This window comes from Aquabacterium sp. (genome assembly GCF_014378415.1).
GTDB lineage: Bacteria > Pseudomonadota > Gammaproteobacteria > Burkholderiales > Burkholderiaceae_C > Aquabacterium.
This window is the reverse complement of sequence record NZ_JACMNS010000088.1, coordinates 23,926-44,960: the sequence shown is the minus strand read 5'-3', so window position 1 is coordinate 44,960 and position 21,035 is coordinate 23,926. Positions and strand designations below refer to the sequence as shown.

At 62.9% G+C, this 21,035-nt stretch carries 17 protein-coding genes and 1 pseudogene; 11 read left to right on the top strand and 7 right to left on the bottom strand.

What is annotated here, in order from left to right; genetic code table 11:
• The first annotated feature begins 40 nt into the window (after positions 1-40).
• Positions 41-265 (top strand): hypothetical protein, encoded by a 225-nt coding sequence (locus H7225_RS08080; protein WP_290660618.1) that lies wholly within the window; start codon positions 41-43, stop codon positions 263-265.
• Positions 266-327: 62 nt separating this feature from the next.
• Here H7225_RS08080 and H7225_RS08075 read toward each other — a convergent pair whose 3' ends face one another.
• The 3 genes from H7225_RS08075 to H7225_RS08065 are packed head-to-tail and all read right to left on the bottom strand — an operon-like array spanning position 328 to position 2,998.
• Entirely contained in the window at positions 328-696 is a 369-nt protein-coding gene (locus tag H7225_RS08075; RefSeq protein WP_290660616.1) for a hypothetical protein, read from the bottom strand.
• Between the two features lie 57 nt (positions 697-753).
• Positions 754-1,869, bottom strand: coding sequence for an acyl-CoA desaturase (locus tag H7225_RS08070; protein WP_290660614.1), 1,116 nt, complete (start codon positions 1,867-1,869; stop codon positions 754-756).
• A gap of 19 nt (positions 1,870-1,888) precedes the next feature.
• Positions 1,889-2,998, bottom strand: a complete 1,110-nt coding sequence (locus H7225_RS08065; RefSeq protein ID WP_290660613.1) for a ferredoxin reductase — start codon at positions 2,996-2,998, stop codon at positions 1,889-1,891.
• A gap of 118 nt (positions 2,999-3,116) precedes the next feature.
• Between H7225_RS08065 and fabR the strand changes: the two genes are divergently transcribed.
• Positions 3,117-3,797 carry an HTH-type transcriptional repressor FabR gene (gene fabR, locus H7225_RS08060; RefSeq protein WP_290660611.1) on the top strand — a complete coding sequence of 227 codons (681 nt, stop codon included), beginning with the start codon at positions 3,117-3,119 and terminating at the stop codon, positions 3,795-3,797.
• A 15-nt stretch (positions 3,798-3,812) separates the two neighbouring features.
• Here fabR and H7225_RS08055 read toward each other — a convergent pair whose 3' ends face one another.
• Positions 3,813-4,532, bottom strand: a complete 720-nt coding sequence (locus H7225_RS08055) for a mobilization protein (protein WP_290660609.1) — start codon at positions 4,530-4,532, stop codon at positions 3,813-3,815.
• A gap of 189 nt (positions 4,533-4,721) precedes the next feature.
• On the opposite strand from H7225_RS08055, the gene H7225_RS08050 reads away from it, so the two are divergent.
• On the top strand, positions 4,722-7,145 hold the full coding sequence (locus H7225_RS08050; protein ID WP_290660607.1) for a catalase: 2,424 nt from the start codon (positions 4,722-4,724) through the stop codon (positions 7,143-7,145).
• Positions 7,146-7,150: 5 nt separating this feature from the next.
• On the opposite strand, the gene H7225_RS08045 is transcribed toward H7225_RS08050, so the two are convergent.
• Complete coding sequence (locus tag H7225_RS08045) at positions 7,151-7,330, bottom strand: hypothetical protein (RefSeq protein WP_290660640.1); 180 nt, start codon at positions 7,328-7,330, stop codon at positions 7,151-7,153.
• Between H7225_RS08045 and H7225_RS08040 the strand changes: the two genes are divergently transcribed.
• Complete coding sequence (locus H7225_RS08040) at positions 7,251-8,333, top strand: acyltransferase (protein ID WP_290660638.1); 1,083 nt, start codon at positions 7,251-7,253, stop codon at positions 8,331-8,333. The two genes, H7225_RS08045 and H7225_RS08040, sit on opposite strands and share 80 nt — an antisense overlap.
• On the opposite strand, the gene H7225_RS08035 is transcribed toward H7225_RS08040, so the two are convergent.
• Positions 8,330-8,530 (bottom strand): hypothetical protein, encoded by a 201-nt coding sequence (locus tag H7225_RS08035; RefSeq protein ID WP_290660605.1) that lies wholly within the window; start codon positions 8,528-8,530, stop codon positions 8,330-8,332. The genes H7225_RS08040 and H7225_RS08035 overlap by 4 nt on opposite strands.
• Positions 8,531-8,702: 172 nt before the next feature.
• Between H7225_RS08035 and H7225_RS08030 the strand changes: the two genes are divergently transcribed.
• On the top strand, positions 8,703-8,906 hold the full coding sequence (locus H7225_RS08030; protein WP_230179680.1) for a 2TM domain-containing protein: 204 nt from the start codon (positions 8,703-8,705) through the stop codon (positions 8,904-8,906).
• On the opposite strand, the gene H7225_RS08025 is transcribed toward H7225_RS08030, so the two are convergent.
• Positions 8,887-9,165 (bottom strand): zf-TFIIB domain-containing protein, encoded by a 279-nt coding sequence (locus H7225_RS08025; RefSeq protein WP_290660601.1) that lies wholly within the window; start codon positions 9,163-9,165, stop codon positions 8,887-8,889. The two genes, H7225_RS08030 and H7225_RS08025, sit on opposite strands and share 20 nt — an antisense overlap.
• 84 nt (positions 9,166-9,249) lie before the next feature.
• On the opposite strand from H7225_RS08025, the gene H7225_RS08020 reads away from it, so the two are divergent.
• The 6 genes and pseudogenes from H7225_RS08020 (at position 9,250) to H7225_RS07995 (ending at position 20,912) form a co-directional block, all read left to right on the top strand.
• The gene (locus tag H7225_RS08020; RefSeq protein WP_290660599.1) at positions 9,250-9,486 is read left to right on the top strand and encodes a hypothetical protein; all 237 of its coding nucleotides are present in this window, start codon (positions 9,250-9,252) and stop codon (positions 9,484-9,486) included.
• A 344-nt stretch (positions 9,487-9,830) separates the two neighbouring features.
• Entirely contained in the window at positions 9,831-10,628 is a 798-nt protein-coding gene (locus H7225_RS08015) for a sugar phosphate nucleotidyltransferase (RefSeq protein WP_366481307.1), read from the top strand.
• Positions 10,629-12,788: a glycogen debranching protein GlgX gene (gene glgX / locus H7225_RS08010; RefSeq protein ID WP_290660597.1), complete on the top strand. Its 2,160-nt coding sequence runs from the start codon at positions 10,629-10,631 to the stop codon at positions 12,786-12,788.
• A complete protein-coding gene (gene treZ, locus H7225_RS08005) occupies positions 12,785-14,650 on the top strand; it encodes a malto-oligosyltrehalose trehalohydrolase (protein WP_290660595.1) in 1,866 nt (621 codons plus the stop codon). Before glgX ends, treZ begins: the two co-directional genes overlap by 4 nt.
• Positions 14,647-19,794 (top strand): malto-oligosyltrehalose synthase, encoded by a 5,148-nt coding sequence (locus H7225_RS08000; protein WP_290660593.1) that lies wholly within the window; start codon positions 14,647-14,649, stop codon positions 19,792-19,794. Before treZ ends, H7225_RS08000 begins: the two co-directional genes overlap by 4 nt.
• A pseudogene (locus tag H7225_RS07995) lies at positions 19,791-20,912 on the top strand (glycogen synthase). The gene H7225_RS08000 and the pseudogene H7225_RS07995 overlap by 4 nt, the downstream one beginning before the upstream one ends.
• The last annotated feature ends 123 nt before the right edge of the window (positions 20,913-21,035 follow it).

Sequence of the window (21,035 nt, the reverse complement as noted above, 5' to 3'; positions counted from 1 at the left end):
GCATCGGGCTCATCAACCGCATGTTTTCAAGGACGCGATCATGGGTACTCCGACTTCCGTCAGCGTGGGCCACGGCCCGGGAACGCCTCACAACGAGGGCACGGCCAAGGACAGGGGTACGCCAGTGCCCGATTCCAACCTCACTGAGATTGAGGCCACCCAGGAGCCTGCCAAGCCTGAGTCTGGCCAGACAGTAAACGCCTCGGACAAGGGAAAGGGCGGTTTGCTGCCCAGCACCAAGGGCGATCCTGCTCAAGCGCGTTGATGACAGATCGTGGCCCCGCCTATGGAGGGCATGCTGGCAAACTTTACGGTAATCGCTGCAACTCAGGCACCCGCCTTGTCCATGCGCTTGTAGGCCCATTCATTGCCGACCTCGTTGCGAATGGCTGAGAGCACTTCGCGCACCACGGTGTTGGGAACCAGGGCGCCGAACCGCTCGTTCAAGGCCCGGTCGGCCAACACGGGTTCGTCATCACCCCACAAGTAATCATCATCATCTTCGCTGTGCGGCACGGCATCGCGGGGATCTTCCAGATGCGTCGCGAACCACCGCCACAGCGCGGCCTTCTGGAGCTCTGCACTGGCTTGTTGAAGCCATTGCTCATCAGGCTCATACCGTGATGCAGTGAGGTTGCCTGCCTCAGGGGGCAGGTCAACGGGGCCGGTGGGCCAAAGGCGGTCGGTGACGCTCATGGCGGTCTCCTGTTGAGGGCATGCCTGCTCTCAGCAAACGGGAGACCTGTAGACGCATCAGGACTGGTCCATCACCAGTTCGCCCGTGGGCGCCAGGGCTTTGGGTCGGCTGGGCAGGGCATGGCGCAGGATGCGCCAGATCACCTGGCCGAAATGGCGCACGAACGACCCGGTGTTGTAGTGCTGACCGTAACGTGCGCAGATGTCGCGCACTTCAGGCGCGATCTCTGCGTAGCGGTTGGCTGGCAGGTCAGGGAACAGATGGTGTTCGATCTGGAAGCTCAGGTTGCCCGACATCAGGTTCAACAAGCGCCCGCCCTTGAGGTTGGACGAGCCCTTGATCTGGCGCGCATACCAGTGGCCCCGCGTTTCGTTTTTGACGATGCTGCGCGGAAAGGTTTCTACGTCGGTGGTGAAGTGACCACAGAAGATGATGCTGTAGGTCCACACATTGCGCATGCCGTTGGCGATCATGTTGCCCAGCAACACCGGCAAAAAGAAGGGGCCGGCCAGCAGCGGGAATATCACGAAATCCTTGAGCATTTGATAGCGCATCTTCTTGCCCACAGGCCTGAACTGCTCACCCAGTTGCTTGCCCGTCATCTTGCCCTTGAAGTAGCGGCCCAGGCGCAGATCCTGGATGGCCACGCCCCACTGAAACAACAGCGCGAAGATCACCGCGATCAGTGGTTGAAACAAGAAGAAGGGGCTCCACTTTTGCTCAGGGAACAGGCGCAGCAGGCCGTAGCCAATGTCGTCGTCCATGCCATGCACATTGGTGTAGGTGTGGTGGCGGAAATTGTGGGTTTTGCGCCAGCTGTCGGCCGTGCCCGCGATGTCCCACTCGTAGGTCTTGCCGGTCAGGGTGGGGTCACCCATCCAGTCGTACTGGCCATGGATAACGTTGTGGCCCACTTCCATGTTCTCGATGATCTTGGACACGCCCAGCATCAAGGTGCCCAACACAAAAGCAGGTGGAAACAAACCGGCCATCAGCACGAGGCGGCCGCCGGCTTCCAGGTAGTTGACGGCCTTGACGACGCGGCGGATGTAGCGCGCATCGCGTTCGCCCAGGTCGGCTGCGGTGCGGGCACGCAGGGCATCGATCTCGGCACCGAAGTGCGTCAACTCTTCGTCGTTCAGGGTGCGGCTCAGGGATGTGGATGAAGTCATGCTGGGTCAGGTTTCTTCGTCAAAGATCAAGCGTGAGGTCGGTGCAGGCGCGACTGACGCAAAGGCGCAAGGCCGAAGTGGGTGCGTCATCCTTGTCGCCGCTGAGCAGGTTTTGGGTGACCCCGGTTTGCTTGGGGCACGCGCAAGTGTTGCAGATGCCCATGCGGCAACCCGAAGGCAGGCTCAAACCCAGGGCTTCCAGGGCGGGCAGCAAGGCTTGGCCGGTAGCAACTTCGACCGTGCGGCCGCTCAAGGCCAGGTTGATGCGCACGGTGCCGATGGCGTCGCTGATGGCAGGGGTGGGCAGCGTGAAGGCTTCGCCCACGAACGACCGCGCCTGGCCCAGGCTCAGCGCGCGAGCGGTGTCCACGAAGCCCGCCGGGCCACAGGCGTAAACATGCCGTTGGGCCAGATTGGGCACCAGGGTGGCCAGCAGATCGGCGTTCAGGCGCTCGGCATGCTCACCATTCAAACGCTGGGCTTCCTGGGTCAGGACAAAGTGAACCTTGAAGCGCGGCTGGCGAGCGGCCAGGGCGCGCAACTCAGCCACGAAGCACAACTCAGCGCGGGTGCGGGCCCAGTAGACCAAGGTGAGGTCGTGCGTCAGGCCGGCTTGGTCGAGCGCGCGGGTCAGGCTCATCAAGGGGGTGATGCCGCTGCCGGCCGCCAGGAACAGGCTGGGCCCGCTGGCTTGGGCGCCACCTTGGGACGCTTGGGTCAGCGTCATGTCGCCAAAGGCGGGGCCGATTTCCAACACATCGCCCAACTGGGCTTGGCGGCACAGGTGCTGGCTCAATTTGCCGCCATCGACTTGTTTGACGGTGATGGACAGGCGCTTGCCCGACCGGGAAACGCGGGTGGGGCTGTAGCTGCGTGTGACGCGACGGCCATTGACCTCGGCGCTGACGTTGACGTGCTGCCCAGATTGAATGGCCGCGCAGTGGCGGTTGGCCTTCAGGTCCAGAGTGACGGTGCCCTGGGCTTCGATGTGGCGAGCCACCACGCGTGCCAGGGGTCGCTCCCACGACCAGGCGGGATTGAGGTGTCCCGCCCAGAAATCAAACACGGATGGTTTGACCAGGGGGGCGAGCAGGCGGCTGAGGGCGGTGTCGTTAGAACGGGCAGTCACAGGGTCTCCAAATGCAGACGTTAATCGCATTGTAATGAATTTGGAACATTTGTCTATACGGTTGTATATTAATGTTGGGAGGTACAATCCCTGACTTTTACAAAGCGCGTTGACCACCTTGGACACGTCTTTAGACCTCCTGGACACCTTGCCGGGCACGCTGCCTTCTGGCCATGCGCTGGGGCGAAAAGCCGTGATTTCTCGAGAGGACATCATCGCAGCGGCCTTGAAGCTCGTGGGGCCTCACCGCAGCGTGTCGTCGCTCAGCCTGCGCGAGGTGGCCCGCGAGGCGGGCATCGCGCCCAACAGCTTTTACCGCCAGTTCCGCGACATGGATGAGCTGGCCGTGGCCTTGATCGACCTGGCAGGGCGCTCCCTGCGCCAGATCATTGGCGAAGCCCGGCAACGCGCCACGGCCGAGCAAAGCGTGGTGGCAGGGTCCATCCACGCGTTCATGGACCAGCTTCGCTCAGACGACAAGCTGCTGCACATCCTGCTGTGCGAGGGCACGGTGGGCTCGGATGCCTACAAGCAGGCCGTCGAGCGCGAGCTGCATTTTTTTGAAGACGAATTGCGGCTGGACCTGATCCGCCTGGCGGCCGCCAACCAAACCGGTCTGTTTGAGCCCGCCCTGACCGCCAAGGCCATCACCCGGCTGGTGTTCGCCATGGGCGCTTCCGCCATGGACATGGCGCCTGACAAGCAAGACGAGTTGACCGCTCAGCTGGTGACGATGGTGCGGATGATCATCGTGGGCACCCAGAGCCTGGCGGCCATGCAGGTCAAGCCCACGGTCTGAGCCTTGCGGCCCAGGTCAGGCGTCGGCTTTGGCCAGTTCGCCATAGGCGTGTTGCAACCAGGTCTTCAGGCGCTGGCGTTCCATCAGGCCCAGGCTGCTGACATCGCCGCTGTTTTTGGCCGCCCAAAAGCTCACGTTGTTGGCATCGATTTTCTGCACCACATTGTCGTGCAGGCGCTTGATGGCGATCACTTTGGCGCCCAGGCCCAAGGCGCGTTCAAGCTGCCCTGATTTCTCCAGCTGGCTGAAGTCATCACCGCGCAACTGGTTCTGCACAAGAACGTAGTTCAAGCGGGTGCCAAAGCGATCTAGCAGTCGGGTCAGCAGGTTGACCGAATCGCGGCCCGAGTCCATCACGTGCCAATAGGTGAGCTTGAAGCCCGACTCGCCCGCCATGTCCAGCACGCCCGATTCTTCCATCCACTTCACCAAGGGCTCGTGCGTTTGCGCGGCCAAGTCCACCAGCACGCGCTGGCCGGGCTTCTCGATGGCGGTTTCAACGATGTGGTCCAGGGCCTCGTAGCGGTCGATCAGCACCGGTGAGGCGAAGCCGGCGTAAAAGCGCAGCAAGGCCCCATGTGATCGGTCGGTGTCAAAGCCGACGAAGGGGAGCTGCTGGTCGATGAAGTACTGGGCCAGCAGGCGCGAGACCATGGATTTTCCGACACCGCCTTTCTCGCCGCCGATCAAGTGGATTCTGGACAGGGGCGGGGTGTCGATGAGGGTGTCTTGCATGTCGTTTGCTGAAGGTTGGTGCATTGAGGAAACGTTTTCCCATCGTAAACCCGAACTTGCAGCAAGCTTTGCGCCAAGCGGCGTTAAAAGCCATCCCCAAGGGACTAACCACGCACGCCGGGCAGCGGCACCCCGATTGCCACTGCAGCTCTTGTTTTGGCCACACCACTTTGACCAGGAAAGAGACCCATGGCAACGCGCAAGAGCACCAATCCCCCCGCTATCGAGATGAACCTCGGATCCGTCCTCGCCACGGTGGGGGGCCCTTCAACCACGCCACCGCCCAAGGCCTCCAAGGCCACCGCCCCGGTGCTGCCCGATCTGGTCAACAAGGTCAGCGCATCGGCCGAGCTGGCCGCGGCTGTGGTGTGGAACGAGAACAAGCCCGCCGAGCACGGTGAAGCCGCGCACGACACACCGCCAGGCCAATCGACCGAACCCAGCACGCCACTGGCCACGGCCAGCACCATCAGCGAAAGTACAGCTTCGGGCAAGGTTGGTGCGGGCAAACCGCCGGCGGGGCACAACCCCACGGTAGGCTCGCTGGACCGCGTGCGGGTGGACTCGGGCGGCCAGGTGCTGACCACCAACCAGGGCGTGGCCATTGCCGACAACCAGAACTCGCTCAAGATCGGGCTGCGGGGTCCGACTGCGCTGGAGGACTTCATCCTGCGCGAGAAGATCACGCACTTTGACCACGAGCGCATCCCCGAACGCGTGGTCCACGCGCGTGGATCGGCCGCCCATGGCTACTTCGAGTGCTACAAGCCCCTGACGGGCTTGACCAAGGCCGCGCCTTTCAAAGAGGCTGGCAAGCGCACGCCGGTATTCGTGCGTTTTTCAACCGTGGCGGGTGAGCGCGGGTCGGCCGACACCGTGCGCGATGTGCGCGGCTTCGCGGTCAAGTTCTACACCGACGAGGGCAATTGGGACCTGGTGGGCAACAACATCCCGGTGTTCTTCATTCAGGATGCGATGAAGTTCCCCGACCTGATTCACGCCGTCAAGCCCGAACCGCACAACGGCATGCCGCAAGCGGCGTCGGCCCACGACACCTTCTGGGACTTTGTCTCGCTGATGCCCGAATCGACCCACATGCTGATGTGGCACCTGTCGGACCGGGCCATTCCGCGCAGCTACCGGATGATGCAGGGCTTTGGTGTGCACACCTTCCGGCTGATCAACGAGGCCGGTGAGTCGGTGTTCTGCAAGTTCCACTGGAACCCGGTTGCTGGTACCCATTCGCTGGATTGGGACGAGGCCGTCAAGCTGGCCGGGGCCGACTCTGATTTCCACCGCCGCGACCTGTGGGAGGCCATCGAGGCCGGCGCTTTCCCTGAGTGGGAATTGGGCCTGCAGATCTTCACCGAGGACCAGGCCGACCACTTTGACTTCGACGTGTTGGACGCCACCAAGCTCGTCCCCGAAGAGCTGGTGCCCATCACGCCCGTGGGCAAGATGGTGCTCAACCGCAACCCCGACAATTTCTTTGCCGAGACCGAGCAGGTGGCCTTTTGCACCGCGCACATCGTGCCCGGCATTGACTTCAGCAACGACCCTTTGCTGCAAGGCCGCATCCACTCCTACCTGGACACGCAGATCTCGCGGCTGGGCGGCGCCAACTTCCACGAGATCCCCATCAACGCGCCCGTCAACCAGGTGCACAACAACCAGCGCGATGGCATGCACCGCCAGGCTGTGCACCGGGGCCGTGTGGCCTACGAGCCCAACTCGTTGGGCGGCGGCTGCCCCTTCCAGGCCGGGCGAATGACGGGCTTCACGTCCTTCCCCGAGCCCGTGGCCGAAGACAAGGTGCGCGGCAAGCCCGAGAAGTTTGCCGAGCACCATGCCCAGGCCACCTTGTTCTGGAAAAGCCAGACGCCCATCGAGCAAGAGCACATCATCAAGGCTTACCGCTTTGAGTTGACGCGCGTGCAAACCCAGGCGATCCGCGAGCGTGTGGTGTCCATGTTGGCCAATGTCGATCCTGGCCTGGCGCAAGCCGTGGCCACGGGCCTGGGCATCCTGGTGCCCGCGCCCATGCCGCTGGCCACCGACCTGCCTGCGCCGGTGTACGAGCCGTCGCCCGCGCTGTCGTTGCTTGCCCGGCCGGGCGATGGCTCGATCAAGGCGCGCCGCGTGGCCTTGTTGGTGGCCGACGGTGTCGAGGCGGACTCCTTGAAGGCCATCTATGCCTCGTTGATCCAGGAGGGCGCCGTGCCCCGATTCGTGGGCCTGCAACTGGGTGCCGTTCAGTCCCTGGCCAACACGCCAATCCACGTGGACATCACGTTCGAAGCCTCACCCTCGGTGTTGTACGACGCCGTGGTCATCCCCGATGGCGAGGCGGCGATCGCATCGCTGGCGGGGGTGGGGCCGGTGCTGGAGTTCGTCCGTGACCAGTACCGCCATTGCAAACCGATCCTGGTACTGGGCGCAGGGACCACTTTGCTGGAAGCGGCGGGGGCCTCGCCTGAGCTGCCTTGGGGCGAGCCCGATCCGGGCGTCATCCTGGGCACGGCAGCAGATGCGGCCAGCACGGCCGCGACATTCAAGACGGCGATCGCCCAGCACCGGCACTTTCAACGCTTCATGGACCCACCGGCCGTCTGAGCGCTTTAAAATCCGTCCCTTTGGCCGGGGACGGACACGATGCGGCGGTTTGGCGGACTGGAGGGGCTCAGGGCCTGGCTGGCGTGGACCGTGGTGTTCAGCCACATCACCTCGTTCACGGGGTTCAGCCAGCTGGCGCCTGCATTGGCCAAATCTTTGGGGCAGGTGGCAGACTGCTCGGTCATGGTGTTCACCATCCTCAGCGGCTTCGTCATCACCCATCTACTGTTGGAGCGGCGCGAGCCTTATCCGCGTTACATCGTGCGCCGCTTTCTGCGCATTTATCCCGTCTACGCGGTAGCCTTGTTGGCTGGCATTGGTGGCACCTACCTGGCGTTTGACACCTTCCTGTCGCACCCTTGGGGTGACCTGACGCCCGCCACGCAGCGGATGCTGATGCAGTCCGAGAGCCTGGCCAGTGGTGACTTCCCTTGGCACCTGGCCGCGCATTTGTCCATGCTGCATGGCGCCATTTCTAGCCAGGTTCTGTACGAATCGCAGTACATGTTCCTGGGCCCGGCGTGGAGCCTGTCGCTGGAGTGGCAGTTCTACCTGGTGGCCCCACTGGTGGTGGCTTTGGCCACGCACCGCCTGGGGCAAGTGCTGCTGACGGCTTTGGCGATCTGGGGTTATGGGCTGTACACGCAGGGTGTGTTTGGTGAGTTCATGCTGCCAAGCGTGCTGCCGGGGGCCGGGCTTTACTTCGGGGTGGGCATCGCCACGCGGTTTTTGCTCAAGGCCGGCGTTGGCATCTCGGCGTTTCCTCTGGCCTTGCTGATGCTGGGTGCTGGCTTGCTGATGAACGCCACAGGCACCACTCCGATCCTGGTGTGGGCGGCTTTTGTCTGCATGATGCTGCTGAAGAATGAGCCGACCGCCGACCCGGTCAGCCAAGGCGCGCGGTGGACGTTTGCCAAGGCATTCGCGTCACCGATCGCGCGTTGGCTGGGCGACCGTTCTTACGCCACTTACCTGATCCACATGCCCATCGTGCAACTGGTGACCTGGGTGTGCGTGCGGCAGTTCGGCATGGGCTTGGTGCCGACCGCCTTGACGGTCGTGCTCGTGGCCGTGCCAGGCACCCTGATCGCTTCCATGCTGTTGCACCGGTACGTGGAGTTGCTGGCGATTCAGTGGGGGCGGCGGCCCAGCCGGTTGGCGCCTGTGGCCGACCGCGCCGCTGGCTAGATTTTTTTCGATTCCTGCAAAAGCTCTTCTGCCAAAGCTTCGCAATGCTTGGCGCTCAGCATGACCCATGGCCCGGACTCGAGTTGGCCTTGATTTTTCCCTTGGGTGAGGAAGCGCAGCCTGATGCCTTTGCCGACCACGGGGGTTGAATCCCATCCGGCGATCGCTTCGGATGAAGGGCTTTTCTCTTGAGTCATGGGGGCTTCCATCGGGAAGATGGTCCTGGGGGTTGCGGGAGCGCCATTGTCCACCCTTCTCGCTGTCGGGCCTGTGGCGCACCCGGTCAAGCCTCGTGGCGTGCAAAGGCGAGCCAGGCTGGTCAGTGACGCCTATAGTTCAATGTTTTCAACATTGATCTGGATCGCAGCCATGGCCACCCGTCAACGAAGTTTGTTGCAATTGAGTTTCGTCATCCACGCCGTGGTCTATGTCATCGTCGTGGCGGGTTTGTGGCGCATCAACCAGACCACCTCCGCCGAGCATGACTGGGCCAGCATCGTGGCCTGGGGCTGGGGGATTGGCTTGGCCGCGCACGGCACCGTCTGGCTGATGCTCAGTCGAAAATCTCGCTGAGCCAGGACTTCTTTCGGTACTGGCGCTGGCCCTGGCCGTTGTTGTAGTCCGAGTCCACAAAGTCTGGGCGGCGTGATTGCTGGCGCACATCCGGCGCAGCAGCAGCGCGCACCGGCTCTTGCGCATTCGACCGGTCCAGCAGTTTGTCGAGTTCTCCGCGGTCAAGCCATACCCCGCGGCACTGCGGGCAGTAGTCAATCTCAACGCTTTGACGCTCGGACATGGTCAAGGTTGAATCAGGGCAGGTTGGACACTTCATGACGATCCTTTTTTTGGTTCAGAGCTGCCAAAGTTAGCAGTGCTGATACTTCGCGTAAATTCGAATTACACGATAGACGGCATCGTGAAAATCGCAGTTTCAACGGTTGGCCAGCCAGCCATGGGTGAGCACAACTCCACCAGCACGGCATCCGGACAACGCAGATACGACGCCCGTCACCAGCTCGATTTCAAAGCCCAGCGGTGCCGGACAAAGAAGGCCAAGGACGCGGCCACGTCTGGCCGATTGTTCAGCACTTCGACCGCCCCGGACTCGCGCCACACCACCGCGCGCATCCCCGTCGCGGAGGGGCTGTTCTGACAATCAATGCCTGCCATGGCGCCGCTGTCGTTGGCGGCATTGCCTCCCCAACAGCACTGCGCGGTGGCCGTGCCGTTAACCAGGCCCCGCGGCAGATTGGCTCGGTGCTGGGGGTGGCGATCACGGTGGTGTTGTGCTGGCCGGTCAACACCAGGCCAGAGCCCGTCGGCTGATTTGATGCGCACCTTTTACAAGCCTTTGCGACAGGTTTACACGCCAGGGCCTTGAGTTGCCGGGTTTGAAGCGATCGAGGGATGGGCACACCAATTGCCCAGACAGAGCGCCGATCAATTCAAGGACTTGGCCATGACTGCAAAACCCAAGCTGACCCGACGGAGACTGCCATGATTGCCGACAAGAACGTGCTCGCTTTCGTCATGGCAGGCGGTGAGGGCCATCGCCTGCATTCATTGACAGCGGATCGTTGCAAGCCTTCGGTCCCGTTCAATGGCAAGCATCGAATCGCCGATTTCGTGCTCAGCAATCTGGTCAACGCCGAGGTCTATTCGGTGTACTTGCTGGTGCAGTACAAGTCTCAATCCTTGATTGAGCATGTGCGCCAGTCGTGGAGCATGAGCCGGTTCATCCCCAACCATTTCATCACCGTGGTGCCACCGCAGATGCATTCGGGCAAAGAGTGGTTACAGGGCACGGCCGACGCCATCTTTCAGAACATCCACCTGATCGATAGCGCCCAGCCCGACCTGGTGGCGGTGTTTGGGGCCGATCACATTTACCGCATGGATGTTCGCCAAATGGTCGAGTTCCATTTGCAGACGGGTGCCGATGTCAGTGTGGCGACCTTGCCGGTGCCGGTATCGCAAAGCCCATCGTTTGGCATTGTCGAGATTGACGCCGACCACAGCGTAGTCGATGCCAGGCCGACCAGCAACGATTTTGCCGAATCGGCGCAGATCGAGAACGGCATGATCAATCGTTCGGCGATCAGCGCCGGTGCGCGCATCAGGCGCGCCATCATCGACCAGAACAACCACATCCCGCCGGGCGGGTTGATCGGTCATGACCTGGAGAACGACCGCCGACGCTTCCACGTGAGCGAGGGTGGGGTGGTGGTCGTGCCCCGAGGCTATTTCTCAGGCACCCTCCCGGTGGAGCGCAACGTCACCAGTCGGCACGCCTGAATGATGAGGAAATCATCGGCAGAAAAACGGGCGAAAGAGGGCGCGCATGCTTGGCATCTGGAAGCCGGGCAGGCCTATCCGCTGGGGGCCACCTTCGATGGCGGCGGAACCAACTTTGCCCTTTATGCCAGCACGGCAGACATGGTGGAGTTGTGCTTTCATGCGCCGGGTGGCCATGAGATTCGACGCTTTGAGTTGACCCGCAGGTTGCACCATGTGTGGCATGGCTATGTGGCGGGTTGCCCGGCGGGCACCCTGTATGGCTACCGGGTGCATGGCCCGCACCATCCTGAAGAAGGGCAGCGTTTCAATCCCAGCAAATTGTTGATTGACCCTTATGCCAAAGCCATCGTCGGGCCGGTGGATTGGTCTGCAGCCCACTATGACCATGAGTTGAACACGGTTGACGAAGACCTGGCGCAGAACAACGACGACAGTGCGCCAGGCATGCCCAAGTCGCAAGTGGTGGACGAATCATTTGACTGGGGCAATGACAAGCCCCCGCAAGTGCCTTGGCGCGACACCATCTTCTACGAGGTTCACGTCAAAGGCTTGAGCCAACGTCACCCCGACGTGCCCGAGGCCCAGCGTGGTACCTACGCCGGCTTGGCCTCGCCCCCGGTGCTGAACCACTTGAAGCAGCTGGGGGTGACGTCGATTGAGCTGCTGCCAGTGCATGCCTTCATTGACGACCAGCGCCTGGTCGAGTCAGGCTTGCGCAACTACTGGGGCTACAACACGATCGGCTTCTTCGCGCCCGAGATGCGCTACAGCGCCACGGGCTCCATCAACGAATTCAAGCAGATGGTCAAGGATGTGCACGCCGCCGGGCTGGAGGTGATCCTGGACGTGGTCTACAACCACACGGCCGAGGGCAACCACATGGGCCCCACGCTGTGCTTCAAGGGCATCGACAACGCCACGTACTACCGCCTCAGCCCCGAAGACCCACGCTATTACGTGGACTACACCGGCACCGGCAACACGCTGAACAGCCACCACCCGGTGGTGTTGCGCCTGATCATGGACAGCCTGCGCTACTGGGTCACGCAGATGCACGTGGATGGTTTTCGCTTTGACCTGGCGACCACGTTGGGCCGCAGTGCATCGGCCTTTGACCACCACAGCAGTTTCTTCGCCGTGCTGGCGCAAGACCCGGTGCTGTCGCGCGTCAAGCTGATCGCCGAGCCTTGGGACCTGGGTGACAACGGCTACCAGGTAGGTGGATTTCCGCCAGGCTGGGTCGAATGGAACGGCCTTTACCGCGATGCCGTTCGCGACTTTTGGCGTGGGCAGGAACACACCGTGGCCGAGTTGTCGCGCCGCATGTGTGGCTCCAGCGACTTGTACGAACACCGGGGACGCTGCCCGACCGACAGCGTCAACCTGATCACCGTGCACGATGGCTTCACCCTGCGCGACCTGGTCAGCTACAACGACAAGCACAACGAGGCCAATGGCGAAGACAACCGCGATGGCGAAAGCCATAGCCGCAGCTGGAATTGCGGTGCCGAGGGTGAAACCGACGATGAAGCCGTCCATGCCTTGCGTCTGCAGCAGCAGCGCAATCTGCTGACGACTTTGTTCTTGTCGCAAGGCACGCCCTTGTTGCTGGGCGGCGATGAGGTCGGGCGCTCGCAAGGGGGCAACAACAACGGCTATTGCCAGGACAGCGAGATCAGCTGGTTTGACTGGAAGCTGAGCCCTGATCAGCAAGGCCTGCTGGCCTACGTGCAGCGCTTGATCGAGTTTCGCAAGGCGCAGCCTGGCTTGCGCCGCACCGACTTCCTGGATGGCCACATTGACGAAGACGGCCACCGCGACGTCACCTGGTTCGATGCCCAAGGCCGCGAGATGACGACCGAGGCCTGGGAAGAGCCGGAAGCCCGCACGGTGGCGTCCATGTTCTGCGGCCGTCACACGGGCGAATACGACGAGCACGGCCGCCGTGCCAATGCCGAGACGCTGCTGATGCTGATCAATGGGCACCACGAGGACGTGCCCTTTACCCTGCCGCCGCACTACGAGCAAAAAGACTGGACCGCGCGTTTTGACACCAGCCATGACCACGGCCAACCCGAGCAGCAGGCTTGGCGTGCTGGCGAGGCGTATCCCTTGGCGGCCAGGTCCATGGTCGTGTTCACCCAGGATCCGGGATGAGCGATCGGCATGCCCACGCCATGCGCTTTGGCGCTCAGGTGCGTGAAGGCGGTGGCGTTGATTTTCGCCTGTGGGCCCCCGGTGCCAAGCGTGTCGAACTGGTGTTGAAGATCCAGGTGGCCGCCGGCAGCGAGGCGCGTTTCATCGAGGCCCACGGCAACGCCTGCCCCGGGGATGATGACCCTGCCCGTGAGTGGTACGAGCTGTACGTGCCGGAAGCCATGGCCGGCAGCCACTACCGCTGGCGCATCGACGGCGAGTTGGACGTGCCAGACCCAGCCTCACGCAGCAATCCAGATGGTGTGCACGATTTTAGTGAAGTCGTCGACCCACTCAGTTTTGAGTGGACCAACGCCAAGGCTTGGCAGGGCCTGCCATGGCACGAAGCCGTGATGTACGAGATGCATGTGGGCGCTTTCACGCCCGAAGGCACTTACGCCGCCGCACAGGCGCACCTGCCAGACCTGGCCAAGCTGGGCGTCACCGCCGTTCAACTGATGCCGCAAGCCAGCTACCCTGGCCGCTTTGGCTGGGGCTACGACGGCGTGCTGCTTTTCGCGCCCCAGTGCAGCCATGGCACGCCAGACGATTTGAAGCGCTTCATCGACATGGCCCATGGCTTGGGCCTGATGGTGATGTTGGACGTGGTCTACAACCACTTTGGCCCGGACGGCAACTACCTGCCTCGCTACGCGCCTGGATTCTTCTCTGAGCAACACCACACGGCCTGGGGCGCTGCGATCAACTTCGATGGGCCCGGCAGCGCCACAGTGCGTGACTTTTTCATCGACAACGCCCTGTACTGGCTGGATGAATACCGCTTCGATGGCCTGCGCTTTGACGCCGTGCACGCCATGCTGGACGACTCTCGACTTGACATCATGGCGGCGCTGTCGGTGCGTGTGCGTCAGGCCTTCCCGCAGCGCCACATTCACCTCGTGCTGGAGAACGACAGCAATGATGTGTCTCGCCTGGACATGCCCGCCACGCCGGGCCGGTTTGAAGGGCAGTGGAATGGCGATTTTCACCACCCCGTGCACGTGCTGCTGACCGGCGAGCACGATGGCTACTACGCCGAGTATGCGGACGATGCCCTGGGCCAGTTGGCCACCAGCCTGACCAGCGGACTGGTGTGGCAGGGTGGTCCGCACAACTGGGAGCATGCAAAACCGAGGCGCCGAACGACATCGCCCCAGCCCTTGCTGAACATGGTGAATTTTTTGCAGAACCACGACCAGGTGGGCAACCGCGCCATGGGCGACCGGCTGGTCCAATTGGTGGCGGAGCCTGCATTGCGCCTGGTCACCGCCATGCACTTGTTGAATCCAGCGCCGCCACTGCTGTTCATGGGCGAAGAGTTTGGGGCTGCCACGCCGTTTCTGTACTTCAGCGACTGGAGTGGCGACTTGCGCAGCGCCGTGACCGAAGGCCGCCGCAAAGAGTTTGCGCTGTTCCCTCAGTTCTGCAACGCCGAGACGCGGGCGCTGATCCCCGATCCCTGCGACGAGGCCACCTTTCTTCGCAGCCGCCTGGATTGGGCGGCAGCCAGCCAGCCAGAAGGACAACGCTGGGTGAGTTTTTACCGCGAACTGCTGGCTTTGCGACGCTTGTGGATCACCCCCCACCTGCCCACGCTGCTCACCGGTGAACACCGGGCAGAACGCATCGGCGAGCAAGGGCTGCGAGTGCGTTGGGCGCTGGGCGGCGGGGCAGGGCTGCACATGGTGGTCAACCTCTCAGCGCAGAGTTTGAGCTTGCCCGCTTCCCTTCATGATTTGCCGGTGGCCGGTGCGCTGATGGTGGTGGGCGAAGTGTCCACGGATGAGCTTGGGCCATGGGCAGGTTGTTGGTGGACCACATGACAAGCTCCTCCGCCCTTGAATCGCTGTGCGCCCAGGTGGGCTTGGCCAGCCGCTACGACGACTTCTGGGGGCACGCCTGTGAGGTGCCTGAAGCTTCTCTGCGCAAGTTGCTGAAGGCCATGGACCTGGATGCCGACAGTGACGAGGCCGCGCAACAAACCTTGTCCAGGCTGAAGGCCCATGATCAGCATCGGCTCATGCCCTCTGTGCTGGTGCTGCGCCAGGGCCAGCCCGCCAGCATTAGCGTCACGCTGCCAACGCAGGCGCTGAATGGCGAGACGGACAGCCGCCACACCTGGGTGCTGGCGTGCGACAACGCCGAGCGCTTTGGCGGTCTGATGTTTGCGCCTGAAGGTGGCAGCCCTGACGCGGTCAAGCTGCACATTGATCTACCGCAGGCTTTGCCACTGGGATATCACCAGCTCACCCTCAAGTCGGCTGCGCAGTCGTCAGGCGAAATGGCGCGCACGAGGGTCATCGTCTGCCCGCCACGGTGCCACGAGCCCAAGGTGCTGAAGCAAGGTGAGCGGCTGTGGGGGCCGAGCATCCAGCTTTACGCCCTGCGTTCCAACGACAACTGGGGCATTGGCGATTTCTCAGACCTCAAACGCCTGCTGGAAATCGCGGCCGGGCAGGGCGCATCGTTTGTCGGCCTGAACCCTTTGCACGCCTTGTTCCCGCACGAGCCTGAGCGGGCCAGCCCCTACAGCCCATCCAGCCGCAACGCCCTGAACGTGCTGTACATCGACGTGACGGCCGTGCCCGATTTCTCCGAGTGTCGTTATGCCGTTGACCTCGTCAACAGTGCGGCGTTTCAGCAGCGCTTGCAGGCCTTGCGCGAACCCGAACTCGTCGGCTACCAAGCCGTGGCCACGGCCAAGTTCGAGGTGCTGGAGATCTTGTTCAAGCACTTCCACCTGCGCCACCTGTCGGCCGACACCCGCCGCGCCCGAGCGTTCAGGGCCTTCCAGAAAGAGCGTGGCAGCGAGTTGCGCCGCCAAGCTTTGTTCGAGGCCTTGCAGGCGCACTTCCATGCGCAAGACTCGTCGGTGTGGGGCTGGTCTTTGTGGCCGCAAGCCTACCGCGATCCACAGTCGCCCGCCGTGGCAGATTTTGAGCGCGAGCACGAAGCGCACATCGAGTTCTTCGAGTACCTGCAATGGCAGGCCGAGTTGCAGCTGCAGTCGGCCCAAGCGCGGGCCGAGTCCCTGGGCATGGCCATCGGCCTGTACCGTGACTTGGCCGTGGGCGTGAACGAGGGTGGGGCGGAAACCTGGTCGCGTCAGGCGCTTTACGCCATGGGCCTGCACGTTGGTGCGCCTTCAGAAGAGTACAACCTGAACGGACAGGACTGGGGGCTGCCGCCGATGATCCCCTCGCGTTTGCGCGATCAGGATTTTCAGCCCTTCATTGACACCCTGCGCGCCAACATGCGTTGCGCGGGTGCCTTGCGCATCGACCATGTGATGGCCTTGATGCGGCTGTTCTGGATCCATCCTGACGATGGTGCCAAGTCGGGCGCCTACATGAACTACCCCTTCGACGAGATGATGGGCATCCTGGCGCTGGAAAGCCACCGCCACGGTTGCCTGGTCATTGGCGAAGACCTGGGCACCGTGCCGCCGCGCATGCGCGAGGCCATGCGTGAGCAATACCTGCTGTCTTACTGCCCACTGTTTTTTGAGCGCACGCACGACGGTCGCTTCAAGCCGCCTGCCGATTGGCCTGCGAACGCCATGGCCGTGGTCAGCACGCACGACCTGCCCACATTGCGCGGCTTCTGGAATGGCAAGGATGTGGACCTGCGGACCGAGTTAGGCCTGTTCCCCAACGAGGAGATCCGCGCCCAGCAGGTGGTGGGCCGCGCGCAAGATCGGGCGCAATTGTTGTTGGCCTTGGAGCAGGAGGGCGTGACCGCCAAAGATGCCAGCGTGCACCCACCCATGATGGACGACACCTCGCCAGCGTTCACGGACGCGGTCTACAGCTTCCTGGGGCGCACGCCCTCGCAACTGGTGGGTGTCCAGTTGGAAGACGTCACCCAGCAGCTCATCCAGGTCAACATTCCGGGCACCAGTGAATCGCAGTTTCCCAACTGGCGGCGCAAGCTGGGCGTCACTCTTGAAAGCCTGGCCCGCGATCCCCGCCTGCTGTCGGTCAGTGCGGCTTTGCGGCGCGCGCGGCCAAGCGATGTGGCGCCTCACGGCCCCATGGATGAACTGCCGGCGCTGGCCACCGCCTTGATCCCCCGTGCCACTTACCGCGTGCAACTGCACCAAGGCTTTCGCTTCAGCGATGCCATGGACATCGTGCCTTACCTGGATGCACTGGGCATCAGCCACCTCTACACCTCGCCGTACCTGCGAGCCCGAGCGGGCAGCATGCATGGCTACGACATCGTTGACCACAACGCGCTGAACCCCGAGATCGGCGACGAGGGCGACTTCGAGCAACTGTGCGCCAGCCTGTCGCGCCACGGCATGCACCAGTTGATCGACATCGTGCCCAACCACATGGGCGTGCTCGAGGCCGACAACGCCTGGTGGCTGGACGTGCTGGAGAATGGCCCGGCCTCCGTGCACGCCGAGACCTTTGACATCGAATGGAACCCACCCGCGCCCGAGTTGTCGGGCCAGGTGTTGCTGCCGGTGCTGGGCGACCACTATGGCAAGGTGCTGGAGGCGGGCGAACTCAAGCTCTCGTTCGATGCTTCGGCCGGGGAGTTCTGGATCCACTACCACGGTCACCGTTTCCCCATCGACCCTCGCCACTGCGCCGACATCATGGCCGTGGTGCCAGGGCCGACCCCCGCCGACGACTCGGTCAGCGAAGAAGTCGAGATCGTTCAGTCCCTGCTGCATGCCTTGGCCAGTTTGCCGCCGCGAGATGATTTGTCGCCGTCGCAGCGCGCGGTGCGGCACCGTGACAAGGGCATCCACAAGCGGCGATTGGCCCAACTGGCCAGGCGCTTCAATTGGCTTGGCCCCTGGACCGATGCCTGCCTGAGTGTGATGAACGGCACCCCTGGTGATGCGGCCAGCTTCGACCTGCTGGATGCGCTGATCAGGCAGCAGGCCTACCGGCTGGCCTTCTGGCGGGTCGCGGGTGATGACATCAACTACCGCCGCTTCTTTGACATCAACACCCTGGCAGCGGTGCGCATGGAGCGCGAAGCCGTGTTCGAGGCCACGCACCACACCATCTTCCAATGGTTGCGAGCACGCCAGGTGGCGGGCCTGCGCATCGATCACCCCGACGGCCTGTGCGATCCGCAAGGCTATTTCACGCGCTTGCAATCGCGTTACCTCGCCATCATGCGGACGGCAGACGAGCCGGACGAAGCGCCCAAGGCCTTGTTCCTGGCCGTGGAAAAGATCCTGGCCGACCACGAGCGCCTGCCGCCCGACTGGCCGGTGCATGGCGGCACGGGCTACCGTTTTTCCAACCTGGTCAACGGCCTGTTCGTGGACGGCGAGCACGAGGAAGACTTCGATCGCCTTTACACCGACTTCATTGGCCACAAGCTGGTGTTCGACGAGGTGCTGTACCAGGCCAAGCTCGACATCATCGCCACGTCGTTGTCCAGCGACTTGGAAATCCTGACCGAGGCCCTGCACCGCATTGCCCTGGGCGATCGGCGCACCTGCGACTTCACCCGCAACCGACTGCGGGTGGCCTTGCGCGCCGTGGCCGCAGCTTTCCCGGTGTACCGCACCTACATTGGCGAGCGAGGCTTCAGCGACGTTGACCGCCAGCACATTGATTGGGCCACGGCGGCGGCCAAGCGCAGCAGCCGAACCTCGGATGTCAGCGACATCGACTACCTGCGCGACATCATGCTGGGCGCGCCGACCGAGCCCGATCCCGAGCGCCGCCAGGCCATGCTGAACCTGGTCTACCGTTGGCAGCAGTTCACCGCCCCGGTCATGGCCAAGTCCATGGAAGACACGGCCTTTTACCGTTACCACCGCCTGGCTTCGCTCAACGACGTGGGGGGCGACCCGCGCCACTTTGGCCTGTCGGTCAGTGCCTTCCACGCGGCCAACCAGCACCGGGCTCGCTTCACGCCCCACAACATGCTGGCCACCTCGACCCACGACACCAAGCGTTCGGAAGACGTGCGCACCCGCATTGATGTCTTGTCAGAGATCCCCACTGCCTGGCAAAGTGCCATTGAGCGGTGGCAGGTCATGAACCACAAGCGCACCACCCGCATCGAGGGCGTGCTGGCGCCCACGCGCAACGACGAGTACCTGCTGTACCAGACGCTGGTCGGCGTGTGGCCGCTGCAACAAGTCAACAGCGAGGCACTGGCCGACGTGTGCCAGCGCGTTCAGGCCTACATGCTCAAGGCGGTGCGTGAGGCCAAAGAGCAGACCAGTTGGGTCAACCCTCACCAGGATTACGAGGCGGCCCTGGCGCGCTTCATCGATGCACTGCTGGGGCAACTGGAGCCCAATCCCTTCTTGAAAGACCTGCAGTCATTCGTAGAACAGATCGCACCGTTCGGCGCCTTGAACAGCCTCAGCTTGGTGGCTTTTAAATTGACCGTGCCGGGCGTGCCAGACATCTACCAAGGCTGCGAGACCTGGAATTTCAGCCTGGTAGACCCCGACAACCGCCGCCCTGTGGACTTCAAAGCCTTGCAGGCTCGGCACGCCCAAGTGCAATCGCTGTTCGCGGGTGGCCAAGCCGATGAGCGATCGCTGAACGGCCTTCGGGACAACTGGCGTGACGGTGGCCCCAAGATGTTGTTCACCTGGCGCCTGCTGCAATTGCGCGCTGGCCACCCCGAGTTGTTCAGCAAAGGCTCGTACCAGGCGCTGCCCGTGCTGGGGCCGGCGGCCTCACACGTGGTGGCCTGTGTCAGGGCCCTGGACGGCCAGCAATGCATCACCATTGGCAGCCGCTTGTTGCATTCTTTGACGCAAGGGGATCACCATGGCTTGCACCGACCTGAATGCTGGGGCGTTACGCGCGTGGGCTTGCCGGGGGATGCACCTGCGCGTTGGCGTGATGTCCTCACGGGCAGGATCCTGACGGCGACCGATGGACCAGCCCGTGGTCTGGCCTTGGCCGACCTGTTCAAGCACTGGCCGGCCGCCGTGCTGGTCCCCGTCGACCAGGCGGTGAACCCCTCATGAAGATCTTGTTTGTCACCCCTGAGTGCGCACCTTGGGTTAAAACTGGCGACCTGGGGGAAGTGTCAGCGGCCTTGCCCAAAGCCCTCAGCGAGCGGGGCCATGACGTCAAAGTGCTCATGCCCGCCTACAAAAGTTTGCAGGGCCTGCTGGACCAAGGCCAGGTCCTGGCCGACATTGTTCATGCCAACGACTGGCCCACCGGCTTGGCACCCGCCTACCTAAGCCGCTTGCCAGACCTGCCCGGCGAATGGTTGACGATGAGCGGCCTGGAGTACTGGTCGCAGCTGTCATTCATGAAAGGTGGCCTGCAATTCGCGGATGCCATCACCACGGTCAGCCCCAACTGTGCCCGCGAAATCCAGCAAGAGCCACTCGGCGTTGGCCTGCAGGGCGTGCTGCGCGACCACGCCGACCGCCTGCACGGCATCCTCAACGGCATCGACATGGCGGTGTGGCATCCGGCCGTGGACACCTTCATCCCGCAACGCTATGACGTCTCAACCGTGCAAACCGGCAAGCAGGCCAACAAAGCGGCGCTGCAAACGCACTGACAGTTGAACCCCGATCCGCGGGCGATGCTGTTTGGCGTCGTCAGCCGCTTGACCGCGCAGAAAGGCACGGACCTGATCGTGCAGGCGGCGCCTGACATCATCGCCCAGAGTGGCCAGTTGGTCATGTTGGGCAAAGGCGATGCCGACCTGGAAAACGCCCTGCGCTCGATGGCGCAGCAGCACCCCGGGCGCGTCCACGTGACGATCGGTTTTGACGAAAGCCTGGCCCACCTGATCGAGGCTGGCGCAGATTGTTTCCTGATGCCCTCCCGGTTTGAACCGTGTGGCCTGAACCAGCTCTACAGCCGGGCTTATGGCACACCGCCCATCGTTCACGCCACCGGCGGGCTGGCTGATTCCGTGGTCGACAAGGTCACCGGCTTCGTTTTCGCACCTGCCACGGCCGAGGCGCTGATCGCCGCCGTGGAGCGGGCCTTCAGCCGCTACCGGGATCCCGCCGCCTGGGATTGCCTCGTTCAGGGCGGCCTGAGCCAGTCGCTGGACTGGTCGGGCAGCGCTGCCCGCTACGAATCCGTCTACCAAAACTTGCGCTTGAGGGTTATCTGAGCGGGGGGGCGTTGCGCCCAACACACATCGTGTGGTGCAACAGGAAAGAAGCGGGGAAGCCACGGCCATTTTTAATGATGAAAAAGGTCGATCCGCTTTATGCTGGATTTTGCGAATTGCCCG

Coding starts and splice junctions, on each gene's coding strand:
- H7225_RS08080 (WP_290660618.1), top strand. CDS start 41: ATGGGTACTCCGACTTCCGTCAGCGTGGGCCACGGCCCGGGAACGCCT.
- H7225_RS08075 (WP_290660616.1), bottom strand. CDS start 696: ATGAGCGTCACCGACCGCCTTTGGCCCACCGGCCCCGTTGACCTGCCC.
- H7225_RS08070 (WP_290660614.1), bottom strand. CDS start 1,869: ATGACTTCATCCACATCCCTGAGCCGCACCCTGAACGACGAAGAGTTG.
- H7225_RS08055 (WP_290660609.1), bottom strand. CDS start 4,532: ATGCAAGACACCCTCATCGACACCCCGCCCCTGTCCAGAATCCACTTG.
- H7225_RS08050 (WP_290660607.1), top strand. CDS start 4,722: ATGGCAACGCGCAAGAGCACCAATCCCCCCGCTATCGAGATGAACCTC.
- H7225_RS08045 (WP_290660640.1), bottom strand. CDS start 7,330: ATGACCGAGCAGTCTGCCACCTGCCCCAAAGATTTGGCCAATGCAGGC.
- H7225_RS08035 (WP_290660605.1), bottom strand. CDS start 8,530: ATGACTCAAGAGAAAAGCCCTTCATCCGAAGCGATCGCCGGATGGGAT.
- H7225_RS08030 (WP_230179680.1), top strand. CDS start 8,703: ATGGCCACCCGTCAACGAAGTTTGTTGCAATTGAGTTTCGTCATCCAC.
- H7225_RS08025 (WP_290660601.1), bottom strand. CDS start 9,165: ATGAAGTGTCCAACCTGCCCTGATTCAACCTTGACCATGTCCGAGCGT.
- H7225_RS08015 (WP_366481307.1), top strand. CDS start 9,831: ATGATTGCCGACAAGAACGTGCTCGCTTTCGTCATGGCAGGCGGTGAG.
- glgX (WP_290660597.1), top strand. CDS start 10,629: ATGATGAGGAAATCATCGGCAGAAAAACGGGCGAAAGAGGGCGCGCAT.
- treZ (WP_290660595.1), top strand. CDS start 12,785: ATGAGCGATCGGCATGCCCACGCCATGCGCTTTGGCGCTCAGGTGCGT.
- H7225_RS08000 (WP_290660593.1), top strand. CDS start 14,647: ATGACAAGCTCCTCCGCCCTTGAATCGCTGTGCGCCCAGGTGGGCTTG.